Source organism: Notoacmeibacter ruber (assembly GCF_003668555.1).
Taxonomy (GTDB): Bacteria; Pseudomonadota; Alphaproteobacteria; order Rhizobiales; family Rhizobiaceae; genus Notoacmeibacter; species Notoacmeibacter ruber.
Genome location: NZ_RCWN01000001.1, coordinates 335,638 through 356,663, shown reverse-complemented (window position 1 = coordinate 356,663; position 21,026 = coordinate 335,638). Strand labels below are relative to the sequence as shown.

The window sequence follows — 21,026 nt, the reverse complement described above, 5'->3', positions numbered from 1 at the left end:
TGCGGCGAAGCGCTCAGCCCTTGTAGACGTCGGTGATCCGGTTGAGTAGCGCGATCGCCTCGCTCTTCTCCCGCTGGAACGAATTGCGGCCGACAATGGAGCCGAAGCCGCCGCCGGCGTTGATCTGGCTGATTTCGTCGACGAGCGCATCCGCATCCTTCGCCCCGCCACCGGAGAAAACGACCACGCGCTTATTGTTGAACGCGGCCTGCATGACATGCGCGATACGCTCGGAAAGGCTATCCTGCGGCACATCCTTGTAGGCCTTTTCGGCATCCTTCAGGTCGACGCCCTTTTCCGGCGGCTTGACCTTGATGATCGTTGCGCCCATTAGCGCGGCCATGTGCGCCGCATAGGCCACAATGTCGAGCGCCGTTTCGCCCTTCTTGGAAACCTTGCCCCCGCGCGGATAGGACCAGACCACCGTCATCAGCCCCTTGGCCTTTGCTTCTCGAGTCATCTCGGCCAGTTCTTCCTGCATCGCGAAGCAGTTGTCGGAACCCGGATAGATGGTGAAACCGATACCAACGCAGCCGAGACGCAGCGCATCATCGACCGATCCGAGAACGGCCTGATCCGGCACGCTGTCCGACAGCGAATTGGCTGAATTGACCTTGAGGATCAGCGGCACTTCGCCGGCGAATGTGTCGGCGCCCTGTTCCAGGCTGCCGAGGGGTGCGGCATAGGCCGACAGACCGGCATCGATGGCAAGCTGGTAGAGATAATGCGGATCGTAAGCAGCCGGATTGGCCGAGAAGGAGCGAGCCGGTCCGTGCTCGTAACCCTGATCGACCGGCAGAATGACCAGCTTGCCCGTTCCACCAAGCTTGCCGTGCATGAGGAGCCGGGCGAGATTGGACTTCACCCCGGGATTTTCACCTTCATACCAAGATAGAATTTCTTTCACGCGTGGGGTGACATTCATCGACTGATCTCCTCCTTGGGGTCCCGAAATTGGTCGCGTACCTACTCAATTTGGCACCGTTCTGTCACGCGAAAACCGCGCAATTGCTTGGTCTTTTACCCTTTTTCGGTGCGAAAGGCGAAACTTCGCCAACTCAATCGATTTGATTGCAGTCAGCGTCTTTTCCGTCGGGTGAACCAGGCATTTTTCAGAACCACTGGAACTGACCTCGTGCTGCGCTCTTTCTTAGAGACATTCCAAATTTAGTATGCCGAAGGGAATTGCAGTGACGTCACTGACCATTAACGGCCAAACCGTCGAGCTGGACGTGGATCCAAGAACCACACTACTCGACGCTCTGCGCGAACATCTGAAACTCACCGGATCGAAAAAGGGCTGTGATCACGGCCAGTGCGGCGCCTGTACGGTCCTGCTGGATGGCGAACGCGTCAATTCATGTCTGGTGCTCTTTGCCGGCTGTGAAGGGCAAGACGTCACCACCATCGAGGGTCTTGGGACGGAAGACAATCTTGGCGCGATGCAGCGCGCTTTCGTCTCTCACGATGCGTTCCAGTGCGGCTATTGCACGCCGGGGCAGATCTGCTCGGCCGTCGCGACGCTGAAGGAGGTGGAACGCGGTGATGCGTCCATCGTGACGGGCAAGGATGATGTCCATCTGAGCCGGATCGAGGTTCAGGAGCGGATGAGCGGTAATATCTGTCGTTGCGGTGCTTACAACAACATCGTCGATGCGGTCATCGAAACTGGTAGCTCGGACGGACAGAAGGAGGCCGCAGAATGAAACCCTTTGAATTCATTCGGCCTGAAAGCGCCGAGGCCGCACTACAGGCCATCGGTGCCGACAACGCCAAGTTTCTCGGCGGCGGCACCAATCTCATCGATCTGATGAAGCTCGAGGTCGAAAGGCCCGACACGCTGGTCGATGTCCATCGCCTTCCCATGAATGGGTTTTCCGAGATGGGTGGTGGCGGCCTTCGCGTTGGCGCCGAGGTCACGAATACCGCCCTCGCCAATCATGAGCGAATTCGAAAAGATTACCGCGTTCTCTCCGAAGCCCTTCTGTCCGGCGCGACAGCCCAGTTGCGCAATCGCGCGACGACGGGCGGAAATTTTCTTCAGCGGACACGCTGCTACTACTTCATGGATACCACCCGTCCCTGCAGCAAGCGTGACCCCGGATCGGGCTGTGCAGCGCTAGAGGGCCCAAGCCGGATCCACGCCATTCTCGGTGCATCGGAGCATTGTATCGCAACACATCCATCGGACATGGCGGTCGCCATGGCCGCACTCGACGCGAAAGTGGAAACGCGCAAGGCTTCCGGAGAAACGCGCTCGATTGCGGCGACAGACCTACATCGCCTTCCCGGCAACACACCGCAATACGATACGGTTCTCGAAGAAGGTGAGTTGATCGAGACGGTGGCGCTTCCGGCGCCGCTTGGCGGCACACATCTCTACCGGAAGGTTCGCGACCGCTCATCCTATGCTTTCGCACTCGTTTCCACCGCACTCGTCCTGAAGCTGAACGGCGGCAGGATCGACACGATCCGCCTGGCCCTCGGCGGCGTCGCGCACAAACCATGGCGCGCCGAAAAGGCCGAAACCCTTCTGTCCGGCAAGGAACCGACCGAGGAAAACTTCAAGGCTGCCGCGGAGGCTGAACTGGCCGACGCCAAGGCAGAGGGCAGCCAAGCCTTCAAGGTGGAACTCGCCAAACGAACGATCATGGCCGCACTTCGAGAAGCGGCCGACCAGGAGACAGCGGCATGAACGATATCATCAAGGGAAAATGGATCGGCCAGCCGCTCGATCGGGTCGACGGCCCGCTCAAGGTCTCAGGCCAAGCGACCTATGCAGCAGAACACGACATTGATGCGGCGATCGGCTTTATCGTGGAATCGACGATTGCCAACGGATCCATTTCATCCATCGATACATCGGTAGCCGAAGCCGAGGAGGGCGTCATCGCCGTTCTGACGCATGAGAACGCCCCCAAGATGAATCCGTGGGGTAAGGAAGCTGACAACCGCTTCCAGCAAAGCCATGGCACGCTGGTGGACGGCATTATCCGTCATTACGGCCAGCCAGTTGCGCTCGTCGTCGCCACGACGCTCGAAGTCGCGCGGCATGCCGCAAGCCTCGTCAAGGTGACCTATGACGAGAAACCCGCGATACTTGGCGTTGATCGTGACGACAGCGAACTGGCAGACGGCATCGATGGGGGCCTGGAGGCAACGAACCGGCGCGGCGATTTCGACAAGGCATGGTCGGAAAGCGACGTGAAGCTGGACCTCGAATATACCACTCCGCACATGATCCAGGCGGCTATGGAGCCGCATGGCGCGATCGCGCAGTGGGACGGCGACAGGCTGACGGTGCACAATTCGACGCAGGTCATCGACTGGGGCGTCAAATGCCTTTCCAACACCTTCGACCTGCCTGAGGACAAGGTTCACCTCAAATCGCCCTATGTCGGCGGCGGGTTCGGCTCCAAACTCGGCCAGCATTACGACACGATCCTCGCCGCCGCCGCCGCCATGAAGCTGGAGCGTCCGGTAAAGGTGATCCAGACGCGACGCAATCTGTTCCATGACGGACCGCATCGCGCGCATATCGATCACCGCATCCGGCTTGGTGCGAGCAGCGACGGCATCCTGAAGGCCATCAATTTCGAGACCTGGTCGACACAAGCGCTCAATTATCCGTTTACTGAAGGCCCAATGGCTTCGGCGGCGAATGCCTATCGCTGCGACGCCCTCCACTGGACCGGAAATACCCGCGATACGAACGAAACAATCAACGACTCCATGCGGGCGCCCGGCGAAGCACTGGGCGGTATCACCTTCGAAGCGGCAATCGATGAACTGGCCGAAAAGCTCGGCATGGACCCGCTCGACTTCCGCCTGAAGAACGAGCCGACGGAAGACCCGGCCAGCGGGAAACCGTTTGCCACGCGCGATCTGGTGGAATGCCTCAAACGTGGGGCCGAAGAGTTCAGCTGGTCCGATAGACCGGAAAAGCCCCGCTCACGCACTGAAGGGCGCAAGCTGATCGGCTACGGTCTGGCCAGCGCCATTCGCGGCAACCTGATGATGGAAGGGTCCTGCGAGATCGAACTGTCGCCGGCGGGCAAGCTGACCGTCAAAATGGACATGACCGATATCGGCACCGGCACTTACACGATCCTCACCCAGATTGCGGCCGAAGCCTTGGGACTGCATCCAGACGACATCACCGTCGATCTGGCGGATTCCGACAATCCGACCACATCGGGGTCCGGGGGTTCCTTCGGCGCCGGCACGTCGGGATCCGCGCTTTGGAATGCCTGTATCGCCATGCGGGAGAAGCTGGCGAAGGCAGGCGGCTTCAATATCGACCCCGACGACATCACGTTCGAAGACAGCACGATGCAGGCAAACGACCGCACCGTAATGCTCTCCGAAGTGCTTGCCGGCGGAGAAGGCTTTTCAGCCGAGGGCAGCATCGAGCCCGGAGACGAGCACGAAAACTACGTTCAGAACTCCTATGGCGCTCATTTCTGCGAAGTCGCGGTGGATATGGACAGCTGCGAAATCGAAGTCCGCCGTTTTGTGTCGGTTTTCTCGGCAGGCCGGATCCTCAATCGAAAGACGGCTCGCAGCCAGTGTCTGGGCGGCCTCGTCTGGGGGATTGGCGGAGCCATTCGCGAAGAGCTCTGGATGGACCCGCGAACGGGCGGCTATGTGAACCGGGATCTTGCCGAGTATCACGTGGCCGTGAATCGCGATGTGCCGGAATGCGAGGTCATTTTCCTGGAAAACCCGGATCCGAAATCGAATCCGATCGGGACCAAGGGAATTGGCGAACTGGCGCTGTGCGGCGCGGGCGGTGCGATCGTCAACGCCATCTACAACGCGACCGGCAAGCGCGTTTACGACCTGCCAGTCACACTCGACAAGCTGCTATAGCGCCGAGCGGAGTGACTAAAGAATAGAAGGCCTGTCTTCCAAAGCGGGAGACAGGCCTTCTTGCATGCGGCATATTCGGGCAGTTGCACTTAACGAGCCGCACTCGTGGCCTATTTCTGGTTCTTGGCCCCATCTTTCGCCATCGGAAAACACATGAACGACCAGTCTCCTGCCGCTGATTTCGAAACCCTCGATACGACGGCGGGCAATCAACTCGAAAGCGATACGATCACCCCGGCCATCCGGGATCGTTTTCTTTCGGATGACGAGTTGAGGGCAGCGGGCGAACGCCTTGCGAGCGGGACCGAAACCTCTCTTCAGGCCTTCCGGCCTTTCGATTTCCGGCACCGCGAACGGGAAAACGAGAGGGTCATCGAAACCTGCTATGAGGCGACCGCGGTTGCAGCGCGCGATGGTTACACCATCTCGCCGGCCGCCGAATGGCTTCTCGATAACCACCATTTGGTGGAAGAGAATGTTCGCCAGGTGCGACGCGACCTGCCGATCAAGTTCTACCGGCAGCTTCCAGATACGAAAGTGATGGGGGCCGGCCAGGACGTCCCACGCGTGCTTGCGCTGACCTGGACCTATGTCGCGCATACCAACAGCGTGTTCTCCGGCCGCACACTCACCGCCATCACGGAAGGGTTTCAGAGCGTCGAGACGCTCAAGATCGGTGAGATCTGGGCGATTCCGGCCGTTCTGCGTTTCGTGCTTCTGGAAAATCTCCGCCGGGTATCAGAGCGGGTTCAGCATGGGCGCGAATTGCGCCAGTCCGCCAACCAGCTTGCCGATGACATCTTGGCGGCGGAAACCGATGACGAGGCCAAGAAGCTGTTCCGGCGAAGCCAGTCGACCATCGCGGAGCACTCCTTCTCCGCCCAGCTTCTCTATCGCCTGCGGGACGGATCGGAACGCGCACAGATGATCCTGAGCTGGCTCGAAGAGGCTCTCGAAGAGGAAGGGTCCGACGCCGAAGAGGTTCTGATCGCGCAGCAGAATCGCGTTTCTTCGTCCAACGTCGTCGTGGGCAATATAATCCGCTCGTTGCGCGCTATCGACGATATGGACTGGACCACCTGGTTTGAAAGCCTTTCGGCGGTCGATCGCCGCTTGCGGGCAACAACCGACTTCGGCCTTCTCGACCCCCGCTCGCGCAATCGCTACCGCGAGCGGATCGAGACTCTGGCGCGACGCTCCAAGGCGTCGGAAATGGAGGTCACCGACACGGTAATCGAAATGGCGCGGGAAGGTGCCGATCTTCCCGATCCGCTGATCGTCGGCAATATCGGATATTATTTGGTCGGCAACGGTGTGGAGGCGCTGCGAGACCGGGTGAACTACTGCCGCCGCCCGACTGAGCGGATGCGGCTTCTGTTCGCCCGTCTTAGCTGGTTCGGCATCGTCTTGCCGGTTGCACTTCTGACGGTGGCCATCCTGGCGCTCGCCGCTCTGACCATCGATCCCATCGAAGGGGCCAGCACGACTGCCATACTCATGCTCCTTCTGGCGCTTCCGGCCTCGGAGGCGGCGATGGGCATTTTCAACATGCTGTCGTCCTATATGGTGCGACCCTATCACATGCCGGGCTACGAATATCCGCAGGGCATTCCCAAAGAGGCCCGGACGCTGGTTGTCGTACCCTGCATGATCAATGATCGCGATACGATCGACGAACTCGTCCGCAATCTTGAAGTGCATTACCTCAGCAATCCGAAAGGCGAGACCTATTTCGCGCTTCTTTCGGACTGGCCCGACGCCGATTCCGAAGAGAAGACCGGCGATCAGGACATGCTGGAATATGCGCAGCGGGCCATCGATGAATTGTCGGAAACCTATGCTCATACCGGGCGGCGCTTCTTCCTCCTCCACCGCGCCCGAACCTACAATGAGACCGACGATGTCTGGATGGGGTGGGAGCGAAAGCGGGGCAAGCTGGAAGAACTGTTCGACCTGATCCGAGGTGAGACCCACACCAGCTATCTGAAACCGACCCATCCCCTGCCCGATGAAATTGCCTTCGTCCTGACGCTGGATTCCGATACGCGCCTTCCTCGTGACACGGTGACCAAGCTCGTGGGCAAGATGGCCCATCCGCTCAACGCGCCCATCAACGACCCCAAGACGAACCGCGTGACAGGCGGTTACGGCATTCTCCAGCCACGTATCACGCCGTCACTGACCACCGGCGAAGAGGCCTCGGCCTTCCAGCGGATCTTCTCGACCAATCGCGGGCTGGACCCTTACGTCTTCGCGGTCTCCGACACCTATCAGGACGTGTTTCGCGAAGGCAGCTTTACCGGCAAGGGGCTGATCCATGTCGATGCCTTCCGGCAAGCCATGGCCGAGCGGATCGAAGACAATACCGTGCTTTCCCACGACCTTCTCGAAGGCGCGCTGGTGCGGTCGGCCCTTGTGACCGATGTGGAATTCGTCGAAGATTTTCCGACCAAATATTCCGTCGAGGTCAGCCGTCAGCACCGCTGGATACGCGGCGACTGGCAGTTGCTGCCGTTCATCTTTGGACAGGAAAGCGACGTCACAGCGCTGAACCGCTTCAAGATGCTCGACAATCTGCGACGCTCGCTGCTGCCGATCGCATGGGTGTTGGCTTCGATCGCGGGCTGGGTGAAATTCGATACCTTGCCGGCTTTCGTCTGGCAGGTGGTTCTGATCGGGATGCTTATCATCGCGCCGCTCACGACCATGTTCGCCGGCTTCATCGCGCCCCCCGTCGGAGTGACCCTTCGGTCGCATTTGCGGACCTATGGCTGGGAGCTTCTGTCGCTGCTGGCGCAGACGAGTCTTCGCGTCGCCTTCATGGCGCATACGGCATGGTATGCCGCCGATGCGGTCGGCCGCACGCTCTACCGGCTTTTTGTTTCCCGCCGTCAATTGCTGGAATGGAAGACCGCCGCGCAAATTCACAAAAGCTCAGGTGGCACGATTGCATCCTATATCGAGTTGATGTGGCCTTCCTCGGCGATTGCCGCGATTGGCCTGATGCTGGCGATTTTCTACGGTCACAACAGCGTCTGGGTCGCGCTGCCGATCGCGGGCGCATGGTTCTTCGCGCCACTGATCGCATGGCAGGTCTCCCGCTCGGCGGAGACCGAAGACCGCCTTTTCGTGTCCGAAGATGACCGCAGGGCCCTGCGTCGCATCGCACGGCGGACATGGCGCTATTTCGAGACCTTCGTCACGGACGAACACAATCACCTGCCGCCCGACAACTTCCAGGAAGACCCCGAGCCGCTGGTAGCGCCTCGCACTTCACCGACCAATATCGGCCTCTACCTGATTTCCACCGTCTCGGCGCGTGATCTTGGCTGGATCGGTTTCGAGGAGATGCTGAACCGGATCGAATCCACGCTCGTCACGATCCGGCGAATGGAAAAACACCGCGGCCATCTCTACAACTGGTACGATACGAAGACGCTCCAGCCGCTTCCGCCGCGCTACATTTCCGCGGTCGATAGCGGCAATCTGGCCGGGCATCTGATCGTCGTTTCCTCAGCTCTCCGAGAAGCCGCTGCCGCCCCGGCGGCCTTCCTGCACGGCGATGTGGAAGGCATTCGCGACACGGCCACGATCATCGAGGAGGTCCTGCAGGACATTCCGGACGACCGTCGAACGATCCGCCCGCTCCGCGCTCGTATTCGCGAGCGGCTTCACAGTTTTGTCCTGGCGCTTGACCGGGGTGCCGCAGTCACCTCCGTCAAGGCCACCGGCCTGATGACGGTCGCGCAGGAGATCGAACGGCTGGCGCTGGACATCGATCTGGAGGTCGGCAGCCATGAAAGTCGCCGGCTGATGCGATGGGGCACCGCGCTGGTACGGACCTGCGAAGCGCACTTCAACGATCCGAGCACAAGCCGCGAAGCCATGGACCGGTTGCGCCGGCGACTTGTCGACGTATCGGAGACGGCGCGTGGCCTGGCATTCGATATGGAATTCGGCTTCCTGATGAACAAGCAGCGGCGGCTGCTCGCCATCGGCTATCGCGTGGAAGAAGGCGAGCTCGATGAATCCTGTTACGACCTTCTGGCCTCCGAAGCGCGGCTGACAAGCCTCTTCGCGATCGCGAAAGGCGACCTGCCCAATGAGCACTGGTTCCGCCTCGGCCGGCCGGTGGTGCCCGTTTCCGGCCGGGCGACCCTAGCCTCCTGGTCGGGTTCGATGTTCGAATATCTGATGCCACCGCTCGTCATGCATGAAAGGCAGGGCGGCCTTCTCTATCAGACGAACCGGATGGTCGTGCGCGTTCAGCGCAACTATGCACGCGAACTCGGCGTGCCGTGGGGCATTTCGGAATCGGCCTATAATGCGCGCGACCACATGCTGACCTATCAGTACTCCAATTTCGGCGTGCCGTCCCTCGGACTGAAACGTGATCTTTCCCGCAATGCGGTTATTGCACCTTACGCGACGATGCTGGCTTGCCAGGTGGACCCGAACGAAGCCGTCCGCAATATGGAGAGGCTGCGGCAGATCGGTGCCCGCGGGGCCTATGGGTTCTACGAATCCGTCGATTTCACCCCTTCGCGCCTGCCAAAAGGCGAAAAGTGCGCCGTCATCAAAGCCTATTTCGCTCACCACCAGGGGATGAGCATCTGCGCGGCGGCAAATGTGGTCACGGCCGGACGCTTGCGCGAACTCTTTCACTCCGACCCCGTTATCGAGGCGGCGGAGCTCCTTCTCCAGGAGCGTGCGCCCAACACGGTGGCCCCGGTGTCTCGCCCCGAGGAAGTCCTTCGCCAGAAAAACGATGGGGGCGCCCTCGCCGCTCCGGCCATGCAAATCTACGACGACCCGGCAACGACCGATCGCCGTACGCATCTCATGTCCAACGGGCATTACAGCGTTATGGTTACGGCGACCGGCGCCGGCTATTCCAAGTGGAACGGGCTGGCGATCACGCGCTGGCGGCCCGATCCGGTCGAAGACAGCTGGGGCCAGTATGTCTTCCTGCGGGACGTTGCCTCTGGGCAGTGGTGGAGCGCCACCAGCCAGCCGCGACACCTGGCCAATGAGCGCGCCAGCACCGTCTTCACAGATTCACAGGCGGAGTTTCGCAAGCATGTGGGCACCATCCATTCCCATATGGATGTGCTGGTCACGACCGAGGGGGACGGCGAGGGCCGACGGCTGACGCTGTCTAACAGCGGAACCGTCGACAGGCTGATCGAAGTCACATCCTTTGCAGAGCTGGTTCTCTCGAACGACCAGGCCGACATGGCCCACCCCGCCTTTTCGAAAATGTTCGTCCGCACCGAGATCGATCGCGCCGGCGATGCCATCCTGGCCACCCGCAACAAACGCACTCATGGCGAGCCTGATATTCACGTCGCCCATCTCGTCACGGAAAATGCCGCGCAGCGGCGTTCCACCCAGTTCGAGACGGACCGGCGCGCCTTTATCGGACGGGGCCGGAGCCTGGCGTCGGCCGCCGCCTTCGATCCCGGCGCGGAACTGAGCGGCAGTGCCGGCTTCACGCTCGATCCCATCATGTCGTTACGGCGGGTGGTCCGGATACCGGCCGGGAAGAAGGCCACCATTACCTTCTGGACACTCGCCGCCGCTGATCGCGACACGCTGATCGAGAGGCTTGCCCACTATCGCCATACCGAGACCTTCAATCACGAAAGCCAGTTGGCTTGGACCCGAAGCCAGGTGCAGCTTCGCCACATCGATGTGACCAGCCAGGACGCCGAGACGTTCCAGCGGATCGCCCGCTATCTCATCTATCCCGATATGGATATGCGGATCGGCGAGGAAGCGGTGCGCGAGGGATTGGCCAGCCAGAGCGCGTTGTGGCCGCTCGGTGTATCGGGCGATCATCCGATCTTCGTGCTTCGGACGGATGACGAGAACGATCTGAAGATCGTTAGAGAAGCGCTCGCCATGCAAGAATATCTGCGCGGACGCGGTCTTCTCTTCGATCTGGTAATTCTCAACGAGCGTGTCACATCCTACGCACAGGACATGCAGCAGGCCGTCGATATTCTCTGCGAGAACGCACGGCATCGCGGCCTCTCCGACGCCGTGCGCGCCCATATTTTCAATGTGCGCCGCGATCTGATGGACGAGACCACTTATGATGCGCTGCTGGCGGCATCACGCATCACGCTTCACACACGAAACGGCCGCCTTTCCGAACAATTGGCCCGCCTCGGAACGGAGCTGGAAACCAAGGAAGCCCCCCGTCCCTTCGCGAAAGATGAGGAGGTGTCGGCCAGGATCATCAAGCCGGTTCCCGCCACGATCAGCACGAGCGGGGAGGATCTCCTCTTCTGGAACGGTATGGGCGGTTTCGATCCCCGGAGCGGTGAATATGTGGTCCGGCTGAGCGGCACCGACCGGACACCCCAGCCCTGGATCAACGTTATTTCGGGCAAGGATTTCGGCTTCCATGTCTCCGCTGGCGGCGCCGCCTTCACCTGGAGCATCAATTCGCGCGACTACCAGTTAACCCCATGGACCAACGACCCGGTTCAGAACCGTCCGGGCGAAGCGCTTTATGTCCGCGACCTGGACAGCGGGATCACGCTCACGCCCTTTGCTGCGCTCGCAGGGGCCGCTTCGGAACCTTACGAAGCGCGGCACGGCATGGGTTACTCTACGTTCCGGGCTGCCGGCGGCGGTTTGCGGCTCAAAGCAACCATGGCGATGGCTGCAGGCCACAATGCCAAGCTGACCCGTCTCCGCATCCGCAACGAATTCGACCGCCCCCGAAAATTGCGACTCTATGCTTTCGCGGAATGGGTGCTCGGCAACAATGCGGGCAAGAACGCTCCCTTCATTGCTTCCCATTTCGACGATGCCTCCGGCGTCATCACGGCGACGAACCCCTATTCGATCGATTTTTCTGGCCGCTACGCCTTTCTGGCTCTGTCGACGGACGTTTCGTCCCACACGGCTTCGCGTCGCAACTTCATCGGCACCCAGTCGGTTTCCTTCCCGCAGATCGTGGCCGAAGGCGCCAAGCTGGATGACACGACGGCCATTGCGGGCGATCCCTGCGCAGCCTTGTCCTCCGATATCGATCTGCCGGCAGAAGGATCGGTCGAAATCCTTGTCATTCTTGGCGACAGCGGCTCGGTCAGCGAAGCGGTTGCACTGGCGGATACGCTGCGACAGGAAGGCTTCGACACGCAGATCGATGCTGCGCGGCAGGAGTGGGATTCCTTCCTCGGCACATTGCAGGTCGAGACCCCCGACCAGGCCATGAACCTGATGGTCAATCACTGGCTGCCCTATCAAGCACTTGCCTGCCGTATCCGTGCGCGATCGGCCTTCTATCAGGCATCGGGAGCCTACGGTTTCCGCGATCAGTTACAGGATACCTCGGCCCTTCTGCTTCAGGATCCCTCCTACGCACGGGCTCAAATCCTGAATGCGGCGGGCCGGCAGTTCCCCGAAGGAGACGTTCAGCACTGGTGGTTGCCGCGCACCGGCGCAGGGGTGCGGACGATGATCTCGGATGATGTGGTCTGGCTCGGCTATCTGACCGCGCACTATGTGCGGGTAACGGGCGATACCGGCTTTCTCGACACCAAGCTGCCTTTCATCGACGGGCGGCAATTGGAACCTGGCGAACACGACGCCTTCTACACGCCCGAGGTTCTGGAAGAGGAAGCCAGCCTTTATGAACATTGCGCACGGGCGCTTGATCTTGGCTGCGAGCGGCGCGGCGAGAACGGTCTGCCGCTGATACTGGGCGGGGACTGGAACGACGGGATGAACCGTGTGGGCGAGGAAGGACGCGGGACCTCAGTCTGGCTCGGCTGGTTCATGGCCGGCGGCCTCTCGGCGATGATATCGATCGCAGAAGCACGCCGCGACGAAGATCGCGTCGCACGCTGGACCGAACGCCGCGACGAATTGCGGGCGGCGCTTCAGGAGACCGGCTGGGACGGCGAATGGTATCGGCGTGGCACCTTCGACGACGGTACGCCCCTCGGCAGTCACCAGTCCGACGAATGCCGGATCGATACGATTGCGCAGAGCTGGAGCGTCTTGTCCGGCGAAGGTGAAGAAAAGCGGAGCCATCAGGCGCTCAACAAGGTGCTCGAAATCCTCACCGATGATGAGGTTAAGATCATCAAGCTGTTCACTCCTCCCTTTCAGCATACCGATCACAACCCCGGCTATATTAAGGGATATCCGCCGGGCGTCCGGGAGAATGGCGGCCAGTATACCCATGGCGCAATCTGGACGGCCTACGCGCTGGCAGAGATGGGCCGCGCAGACGATGCCTGGAAGGCCTATTCCTACCTGCTGCCGATCAATCACGCGCTGACCGAAGAAGATATGCAGCGCTACCGGGTCGAGCCCTACGTGGTTGCCGCCGACATCTACGGGGAGGAAGACCGCAAGGGTCGCGGCGGCTGGACCTGGTATACCGGATCGGCTGGCTGGCTCTACCGCTGTTCGGTGGAGGCCATTCTCGGCATTCGCCGGCAGGGCGACCGGATGATCGTAAGACCGTCCATTCCAAGCCATTGGGAGGGCTATTCCGCCAAGCTGCATCAGAATGGGCACGAGTATCATATCGAGGTGGAGCGGTCGGACGAAAAGCTGGTCGTGCGTGTCAACGGCGATCGGGAAGAAACAGAGGGCGAAGGTTTCCCCCTCGCCTGACCATCGTGCGTGCATGGAGCCGCAGATGGGCACCGGGCCCGGCCGCTCTATGTGCAGCGGACCACAAGACTGAAAGGATGAACGGACCCGATGAAACGAGCGGATATCGCCGATCTGATCAAGAGATATATCGTTCTTGTGGCTGCGATCATCGGTTGCGTTGGGTTCGGATGGCTGTCCCTCGATCACTCGCCCTGGTGGCTCTTCGCTTTCATTCCCTGTGCGATTGGTGTGCTGATCGGCATCTACGACGTCTTTCAGGAGCGGCATACGATGACGCGCAATTATCCGATTGCGGCGCGCATTCGTTGGCTTGCCTATGATCTTCGGCCCTATCTGCGTGCCTATATCGTCGAGGGTGATCTGGAGGATACGCCGTATTCCGTGCAGGCCCGCAATCTGGTCTATGCCCGCGCCAAAGGTCGCGGCGGCACCATGCCGTTTGGAACGGAACTGGAAGTCGGAAAAGCGGGCTATGCCTGGCTCGATCACTCCATCGTGCCGGCCGGTACGCCCGAACATCATCCGCGCGTGGAGATAGGCGGCGAGCAATGCTCGAAACCTTACAGCGCTTCTATTCTCAATATCTCCGCCATGAGTTTTGGCTCACTCTCCGCTCGCGCTGTCGAAGCGCTGAACTGGGGTGCGGCGGAAGGTGATTTCTATCACGATACCGGCGAAGGGGGTGTATCGCCCTATCACCGCAAGCATGGCGGCGACCTTGTCTGGGAAATCGGCTCCGGATATTTCGGTGCACGCGACAGAAGCGGGCACTTCGATGCCGGCAAGTTCTCCGATACTGCTCAAGCCGACCAGATCCGGATGACCGAGATCAAGCTGTCGCAAGGCGCCAAGCCGGGCCATGGCGGGATGCTGCCGGGCGCAAAGGTCACAGAAGAAATTGCGAGCGTCCGTCAGGTGGATGTCGGCCAGGACTGCCTGTCACCACGCGGCCACAGCGCCTTCTCCACTCCGATGGAGATGATGGAATTCGCTGCGAAGATGCGGGAATTGTCGGGAGGCAAGCCGGTCGGCATCAAGCTTTGCGTCGGCCAGCTTCACGAGATTTTCGCTATCATGAAGGCGATGCGCAAAAGCGGTATCTACCTGGATTTCATCGTGGTCGATGGGGCGGAAGGAGGCACCGGCGCCGCGCCGCTGGAACTGTCCAACCATGTCGGCATGCCGCTCCGCGACGGGCTGATTCATATGCGCAACGCCCTGGTCGGGGCCGGGCTTCGTGACAAGGTCCGCCTGGCAGCCAGCGGCAAGATCTATTCCGGCTGGTCGATGGCCGAGCACATGGCAATCGGCGCCGACTGGTGCAACGCCGCCCGGGCTTTCATGTTCTCGATCGGATGCATTCAGGCGCAGCGCTGCGACACCGATACGTGTCCGACTGGCATCACCACCCAGAACAAGTGGCGGCAGCGGGGCCTCGTTCCTGAAATCCAAGGCAAGCGCGCAGCATCGTTTCATCGTGAGACGTTGCACGCGCTTTCTGAGATAACGGCTGCCGCCGGACTGGAGCACCCGCGCGACCTGATGCCCCACCATGTCTCCTTGAGGCCCGAAGCATTGGAGGCCGATACCTACGATTCGGCCTTCGTTTTCCTGAAGGAGAACGTGCTGATCGATGATCCGGGTGAGACGATCTATGAGCGCCACTGGCAAGCGGCCAGCGCGGATACGTTCCGTCCGGCGGAAGAGATACCATTATCGCAGATCAATGCGGTCAGACAGGCGCACTCGGCGGCCTGACAAAGAAGGAGGGAAATATGCGAACCATTCAAAGACTGGACTCTGGCGACGCGCAGTTGCTGATCGAAGGCGCCGCCGCGGAGGCCGATGCGATCGGCGTGCCGATGTGCATCGCCATCACCGATGAGAGCGGTAACCTGCTCGCCTTCAAACGCATGGATGGCGGCAAGGTCACCTCCATCACGATCGCTGTCGACAAGAGCTTCACGGCCTCGGGCGCGCAGAAGGCGACGCATGAATATGGCGAGGCCAGCCAGCCGGGCGCACCGGCTTACGGAATTTTCTCGGCTATCGGCGGCCGCCTGATGGTCTTTGGCGGCGGTCTGCCGGTCAAAGTGGATGGCGCCGTGGTCGGGGGCATCGGCATTTCTTCGGGAACACCCGCGCAGGACCGTCAGTGCGCCGAAGCCGGCATCAAGCATTTGATGGAAAAGAAAGGCTATTCCGAATGAGCCTCTATCGCCTTGGCGAGCACCGCCCGGAACTCGCCGACGAGAGCGTTTTCGTGGCGCCAGGCGCGCGGGTGATGGGCAAGGTCATTCTCGGCGCGCAAAGCGGCATATGGTTCAATGCGGTGCTACGCGGCGACAATGAGCCGATCACCATCGGTGCACGGACGAATATTCAGGATCTCACCATGATCCATACCGACCCCGGTGCCCCCGTGACAATCGGCGAAGGCTGCACCATCGGCCACAAGGCGATCATTCATGGCTGCACCATCGGAGAAAATTCGCTGATCGGAATGGGCGCGATCGTTCTCAATCGCGCCAGGATCGGCAAGAACTGTCTCATCGGCGCAGGCGCGCTCATCACCGAAGGCAAGGAAATACCCGATGGGAGCCTTGTCGTCGGCGCGCCCGGCAAAGTCATTCGCCAGCTTGATGAAGGCGCGATCTCGGCGCTGCGCATGAGCGCCGAGACCTACGTCCAGAATGCGGCCCGATTTCTCAAGGATCTCGAGCCGCTCGACTGAAAAGGGATCAGTGCGCGCCGGACAGTGAACCGGTGCGCACCCCATAATCCACGGCGAGTCCGTAATCCGGATCGTCATCCTCTTCCACGACAAGCTGTCCTGCCCGATTGAGCAGCCGATGACAGTCATGCGACAAGTGGCGCAGGCTGACCCGTTTGCCGCGTTGCTCGTACTTGCCTGCAATATCCTCGATCGCCTGCAATGCCGACTGATCCACCACGCGCGAATCCGCGAAATCGATGATGATTTCCTCGGGATCTTCATTCGGGTCGAACAGTTCGATGAAACCATCGGTCGAGCCGAAGAAGAGCGGCCCGTCGACGGCATAGATCTTCCGGCCGCCCTCTACGCGCGTCCGTGCATGGATCCGCCTGGCATTATTCCAGGCATAGACGAGCGCGGAAACGATCACGCCCACAACAACTGCGGCAGCAAGGTCGGTGGCGACTGTGACGGCCGTGACCAGAACGATCACGAAGCTGTCCGCCAACGGGATCTTGCGCATGATGAGGATCGACCGCCAAGCGAAAGTGCCGATAACCACCATGAACATCACTCCGACGAGCGCAGCCAGTGGAATCATCTCGATAAGAGGCGCGGCAAACAGGATGAAGCTCAGAAGAAAAAGTGCGGCCGACAGGCCCGAGAGCCGTGTGCGTCCGCCCGATCGCACATTGATCATCGACTGGCCGATCATGGCGCAACCGCCCATTCCGCCGAAGAAGCCGGTGATGGTGTTGGCCGCGCCCTGAGCCAGACACTCCTGCGAAGCGCCGCCTCTCTCATCGACGATCTCGCCCACCAGATTGAGCGTCAAAAGCGACTCGATAAGGCCGATCGCGGCCAAGATCACTGCGTAAGGCGCGATGATCGTGAAGGTTTCCCAGTTCAGAGGAACAAGCGGAAGGTGAAAGGCAGGCAAGCCACCCTCGATTGAGGCCAGGTCCCCGACCCGCGGCGTATCCAGTCCGAGACCGATGACGAGGAGCGCGACCACTGCGATGCCGGCCAGCGGCGCGGGGACCGGCACCTTGAGCTTCGGAACGAACCAGATGAGCGCCATCGTCAGGGCGACGAGACCCAACATGATGGCCAACTCGCCACCCTGCATCCAGGCATGGCCGCCATTGGCCTCGGCCGTGCGGAACTGGCCGAGCTGCGCAAGTCCGATGACGATCGCCAGCCCATTCACGAAACCGAGCATGACGGGCGTCGGCACCAGACGGATGAACTTGCCGAGACGAAAGACGCCGGCAAGAATCTGCAGAATGCCCATCAGAACGACGGTGGCGAAGAGATATTCCACCCCGTGCTCACTGACGAGCGAGACCATGACGACGGCCAGCGCGCCCGTCGCGCCGGAAATCATGCCGGGGCGACCGCCGAACAGCGCCGTGACCAAGCCGACGATGAACGCGGCATAGAGGCCGACGAGCGGCGCAACGCCGGCGACGAACGCAAACGCCACCGCCTCCGGCACCAGAGCGAGCGCAACGGTCAGGCCGGCCAGCGTTTCGCGGCCAAGCAGGAAGGGATTGAGCTCTGCCATCTGCGGCGCGCGTTTGAGGAAGGAGGGTCGCGCAACAAGTGTTGCGAGCATCGACTTTGCCACGAGGCGTGCTCCGAAATTGAGATCGATTATGGGATTTGAACCGGTTTAGCGCGACAAACGGCTCTCTGCAACATCTTCGGCTGGATACTGCCATGCGCTCAGCACATCGCGGCGGCACCCTAATTGCTGCGCCCGGCGGTTGAGCGGACCCATGCAATGGCGTTGCATCGTCTTCTTGCCGGCACTAGCGTGGTGGTTGAATCGCGCGGCAGGAAAGAACCGTCATGAACCATCCCTTCGCAGCCAATGATATCAGCAATGTGGTCGAAGCCGACCGCGTCCATGTCTGGCACCATCTGACCCAGCACAAGCCTTATGAGACCTCCGACCCCAAAGTGATGGTCGAGGGAAAGGGCATGAAGATCTGGGATGCCACCGGCAAGGAGCATCTTGACGCCGTGTCCGGCGGGGTATGGACCGTCAACATTGGCTATGGCCGCGAAAGCATGGCCGACGTGATCCGTGACCAGTTGCTGAAGCTCAACTATTATGCCGGCGCAGCCGGTTCGGTGCCCGGCGCGCTGTTCGCCGAAAAGCTGATCGAGAAGATGCCAGGCATGAGCCGGGTCTACTATTCGAACTCGGGCTCCGAGGCCAATGAAAAGGCCTTCAAGATGATCCGCCAGATCGCGCACCGGAAGCATGGCGGCAGGAAATGGAAGATCCTCTACCGCGAGCGTGATTACCACGGCACAACATTCGGCGCGCTTTCGGCCGGGGGACAGGCCCAGCGCAATGCGCAATATGGCCCGTTCCTTCCCGGCTTTGTCGAAGTACCGCACTGCATGGAATATCGCAGCCAATGGGGTGAGATCGAGAACTACGGCGAGCGCGCTGCCGATGCGATTGAAGAGGTCATTCTGCGTGAAGGCCCCGATACGGTGGGCGGCCTCTGTCTGGAGCCCATAACGGCGGGCGGCGGGGTCATCGTCCCCCCTGCCGGCTATTGGGAACGCGTCCAGCAGATTTGCGAAAAGTACGACATCCTTCTCCATATCGACGAGGTCGTCTGCGGTGTCGGCCGAACCGGAGAATGGTTCGGCTACCAGCATTACGGCGTGAAGCCGGATTTCGTGACGATGGCCAAGGGCGTCGCCTCCGGCTACGCCGCGATTTCCTGTACCGTCACGACAGAGGCGATCTTCGATCAGTTCAAGGACGATCCGGACGATCCCATGAGCTTCTTTCGCGACATCTCCACCTTTGGCGGCTGCACGTCCGGCCCCGCCGCCGCGCTCGAAAACATGCGGATCGTCGAAGAGGAGGGCCTGCTCAGCAACACGACCAAGATGGGAGAAAGGCTGCTCGGCAATCTTCAGTCCCTCATGGAAAAGCATGAAGTCGTCGGCGATGTGCGTGGCAAGGGCCTTTTCTGCGGGGCGGAACTTGTCGCCGACCGGCAGACGAAAGACCCGGTACCTGAAGCCAAGGTGAAAGCAGTCGCCGCTGACTGCATGGAACAGGGTGTCATTATCGGCGCGCAAAACCGATCCTTGGAAAACGGAATGAACTGCGCCCTCCTTTTCAGTCCGGCTCTGATTGCCACTGAAAGCGATATCGATGCGATCACAGAGGCGGTCGATGGCGCGCTCGGCCGGGTTTTCGGCTGAAATCGCGCAAGATGAGCGCAAATACCAGAGGCGGCTTCGGCCGCCTTTTTTCATGCCGCCATAATGAGTTAAGACCTGAGTGTTGTGCTCACAAAATAGGCATGAACAAAATATACGCAGAAAGAATTTGACCTTCTGGTAAAAAATGCGAAGCTACCCCCGATGGAAGCGATCAAGATAAGGGGGTCTTCATGAGCGTCGAGCGTCGTGGCAACACCATTTCGGGCGGACGCCTGCCGCCCGAGCGATTGCGCGAGAACTTTCGCGATCTCCATGCGCCACTGACCGCGCACGAAGCGGCCGTCGAAGCCGATCGCTGCTATTTCTGCTACGATGCGCCGTGCATGACGGCCTGCCCGACAAGCATCGACATTCCGCTTTTCATTCGCGAAATCGCGGCCGACAATCCGAAGGGCGCGGCGAAGACGATCTTCAGCGCCAATATTTTCGGCGCGATGTGCGCACGGGTCTGCCCGACAGAGACGCTTTGCGAAGAGGTCTGTGTGCGCGAGGTCGCCGAAGAGAAGCCGGTCCGGATCGGAATGCTTCAGCGATATGCCACCGACCATCTGATGGAAACGACGACTGAACATCCGTTCAGCCGCGCGGCTGAGACCGGCAAACGGATCGCGGTGGTCGGTGCGGGGCCTGCGGGCCTCTCCTGTGCGCACCGGCTGGCCACCCACGGCCACACTGTCACCGTGTTCGAGGCCAGGCAAAAGCCAGGCGGCCTCAACGAATACGGCATCGCAGCCTACAAGGCGACGAACAATATCGCCCAGGCCGAGGTGGAATGGCTACTCGGCATCGGCGGCATCACGATCGACGCCGGCAAGGCGCTGGGCCGCGACATCCACCTGAAAGATCTGGCCGCGGACTACGATGCCGTTTTTCTCGGCATGGGCCTTGCGGGCGTCAACGCGCTGACAGCCGAAGGCGCAACCAGCGAAGGATCGTCCGACGCGGTGGGCTGGATCGCCGACCTGCGCCAGACGACCGATATGACGCAGGTGCCGGTCGGAGAAAAGGTCGTTGTCATCGGCGGCGGCATGACGGCGGTCGATGCCGCGGTTCAGGCCAAAAATCTTGGTGCCGAGGACGTGACCATTGCATATCGGCGCGGCAAGGATGCCATGAGCGCCTCCGAATATGAGCAGGAGATCGCGGCCACACGAGGCGTCCAGCTTCGCTATAATCTGCAGCCGAAGCGCATTCTGGCCGAAGAGGGCCACGTCACCGGTATTACTTTCGAGAAGACGGCGTCCGACGGTAACGGCAAGCTCGTCGCGACGGGTGAAGAGGTCACGATGGAAGCAGACCAGATCTTCAAGGCCATCGGCCAGAGCTTCATGCCCGATGGCGTGGCCGCCGAAGGTGCCGCGTTGACACTTGAGAGCGGCCGCATCGCAGTCGACGGCGAACGCAGGACCTCCATGGCCAAGGTCTGGGCCGGCGGCGATTGCGTGGCTGGGGGCGAAGACCTGACGGTCGTTGCAGTAGAGGATGGCAAGATCGCCGCCGAAAGCATCAACGCAGCCCTCGGCGCGTGAAG

At 60.8% G+C, this 21,026-nt stretch carries 11 protein-coding genes; 9 read left to right on the top strand and 2 right to left on the bottom strand.

Translation table 11 applies throughout. The features are described 5' to 3' along the window. Positions 1-13 precede the first annotated feature (13 nt). Positions 14-925, bottom strand: coding sequence for a class I fructose-bisphosphate aldolase (locus tag D8780_RS01735; protein WP_121644093.1), 912 nt, complete (start codon positions 923-925; stop codon positions 14-16). Positions 926-1,190: 265 nt separating this feature from the next. Between D8780_RS01735 and D8780_RS01730 the strand changes: the two genes are divergently transcribed. From D8780_RS01730 to D8780_RS01700, 7 genes are all read left to right on the top strand, one after another. Further along, complete coding sequence (locus tag D8780_RS01730; RefSeq protein WP_245412218.1) at positions 1,191-1,706, top strand: 2Fe-2S iron-sulfur cluster-binding protein; 516 nt, start codon at positions 1,191-1,193, stop codon at positions 1,704-1,706. Continuing rightward, positions 1,703-2,695, top strand: a complete 993-nt coding sequence (locus D8780_RS01725) for an FAD binding domain-containing protein (RefSeq protein WP_121644091.1) — start codon at positions 1,703-1,705, stop codon at positions 2,693-2,695. The genes D8780_RS01730 and D8780_RS01725 overlap by 4 nt, the downstream gene beginning before the upstream one ends. Continuing rightward, the gene (locus D8780_RS01720) at positions 2,692-4,872 is read left to right on the top strand and encodes a xanthine dehydrogenase family protein molybdopterin-binding subunit (RefSeq protein WP_121644090.1); all 2,181 of its coding nucleotides are present in this window, start codon (positions 2,692-2,694) and stop codon (positions 4,870-4,872) included. The genes D8780_RS01725 and D8780_RS01720 overlap by 4 nt, the downstream gene beginning before the upstream one ends. Positions 4,873-5,025: 153 nt before the next feature. Continuing rightward, positions 5,026-13,515 (top strand): glycoside hydrolase family 94 protein, encoded by an 8,490-nt coding sequence (locus D8780_RS01715; protein ID WP_121644089.1) that lies wholly within the window; start codon positions 5,026-5,028, stop codon positions 13,513-13,515. Positions 13,516-13,605: 90 nt separating this feature from the next. After that, complete coding sequence (locus D8780_RS01710) at positions 13,606-15,276, top strand: FMN-binding glutamate synthase family protein (RefSeq protein ID WP_121644088.1); 1,671 nt, start codon at positions 13,606-13,608, stop codon at positions 15,274-15,276. A 17-nt stretch (positions 15,277-15,293) separates the two neighbouring features. Continuing rightward, positions 15,294-15,728 (top strand): GlcG/HbpS family heme-binding protein, encoded by a 435-nt coding sequence (locus D8780_RS01705; RefSeq protein WP_121644087.1) that lies wholly within the window; start codon positions 15,294-15,296, stop codon positions 15,726-15,728. Then, on the top strand, positions 15,725-16,252 hold the full coding sequence (locus tag D8780_RS01700) for a gamma carbonic anhydrase family protein (RefSeq protein ID WP_121644086.1): 528 nt from the start codon (positions 15,725-15,727) through the stop codon (positions 16,250-16,252). The genes D8780_RS01705 and D8780_RS01700 overlap by 4 nt, the downstream gene beginning before the upstream one ends. Positions 16,253-16,259: 7 nt before the next feature. On the opposite strand, the gene D8780_RS01695 is transcribed toward D8780_RS01700, so the two are convergent. After that, on the bottom strand, positions 16,260-17,801 hold the full coding sequence (locus D8780_RS01695) for a SulP family inorganic anion transporter (RefSeq protein ID WP_245412365.1): 1,542 nt from the start codon (positions 17,799-17,801) through the stop codon (positions 16,260-16,262). 287 nt (positions 17,802-18,088) lie between these two features. Between D8780_RS01695 and D8780_RS01690 the strand changes: the two genes are divergently transcribed. Both D8780_RS01690 and D8780_RS01685 read left to right on the top strand, forming a co-directional pair. Continuing rightward, entirely contained in the window at positions 18,089-19,474 is a 1,386-nt protein-coding gene (locus tag D8780_RS01690) for an aminotransferase family protein (RefSeq protein WP_121644084.1), read from the top strand. A gap of 191 nt (positions 19,475-19,665) precedes the next feature. Further along, on the top strand, positions 19,666-21,024 hold the full coding sequence (locus D8780_RS01685; RefSeq protein ID WP_121644083.1) for an NAD(P)-dependent oxidoreductase: 1,359 nt from the start codon (positions 19,666-19,668) through the stop codon (positions 21,022-21,024). Positions 21,025-21,026 lie beyond the last annotated feature (2 nt).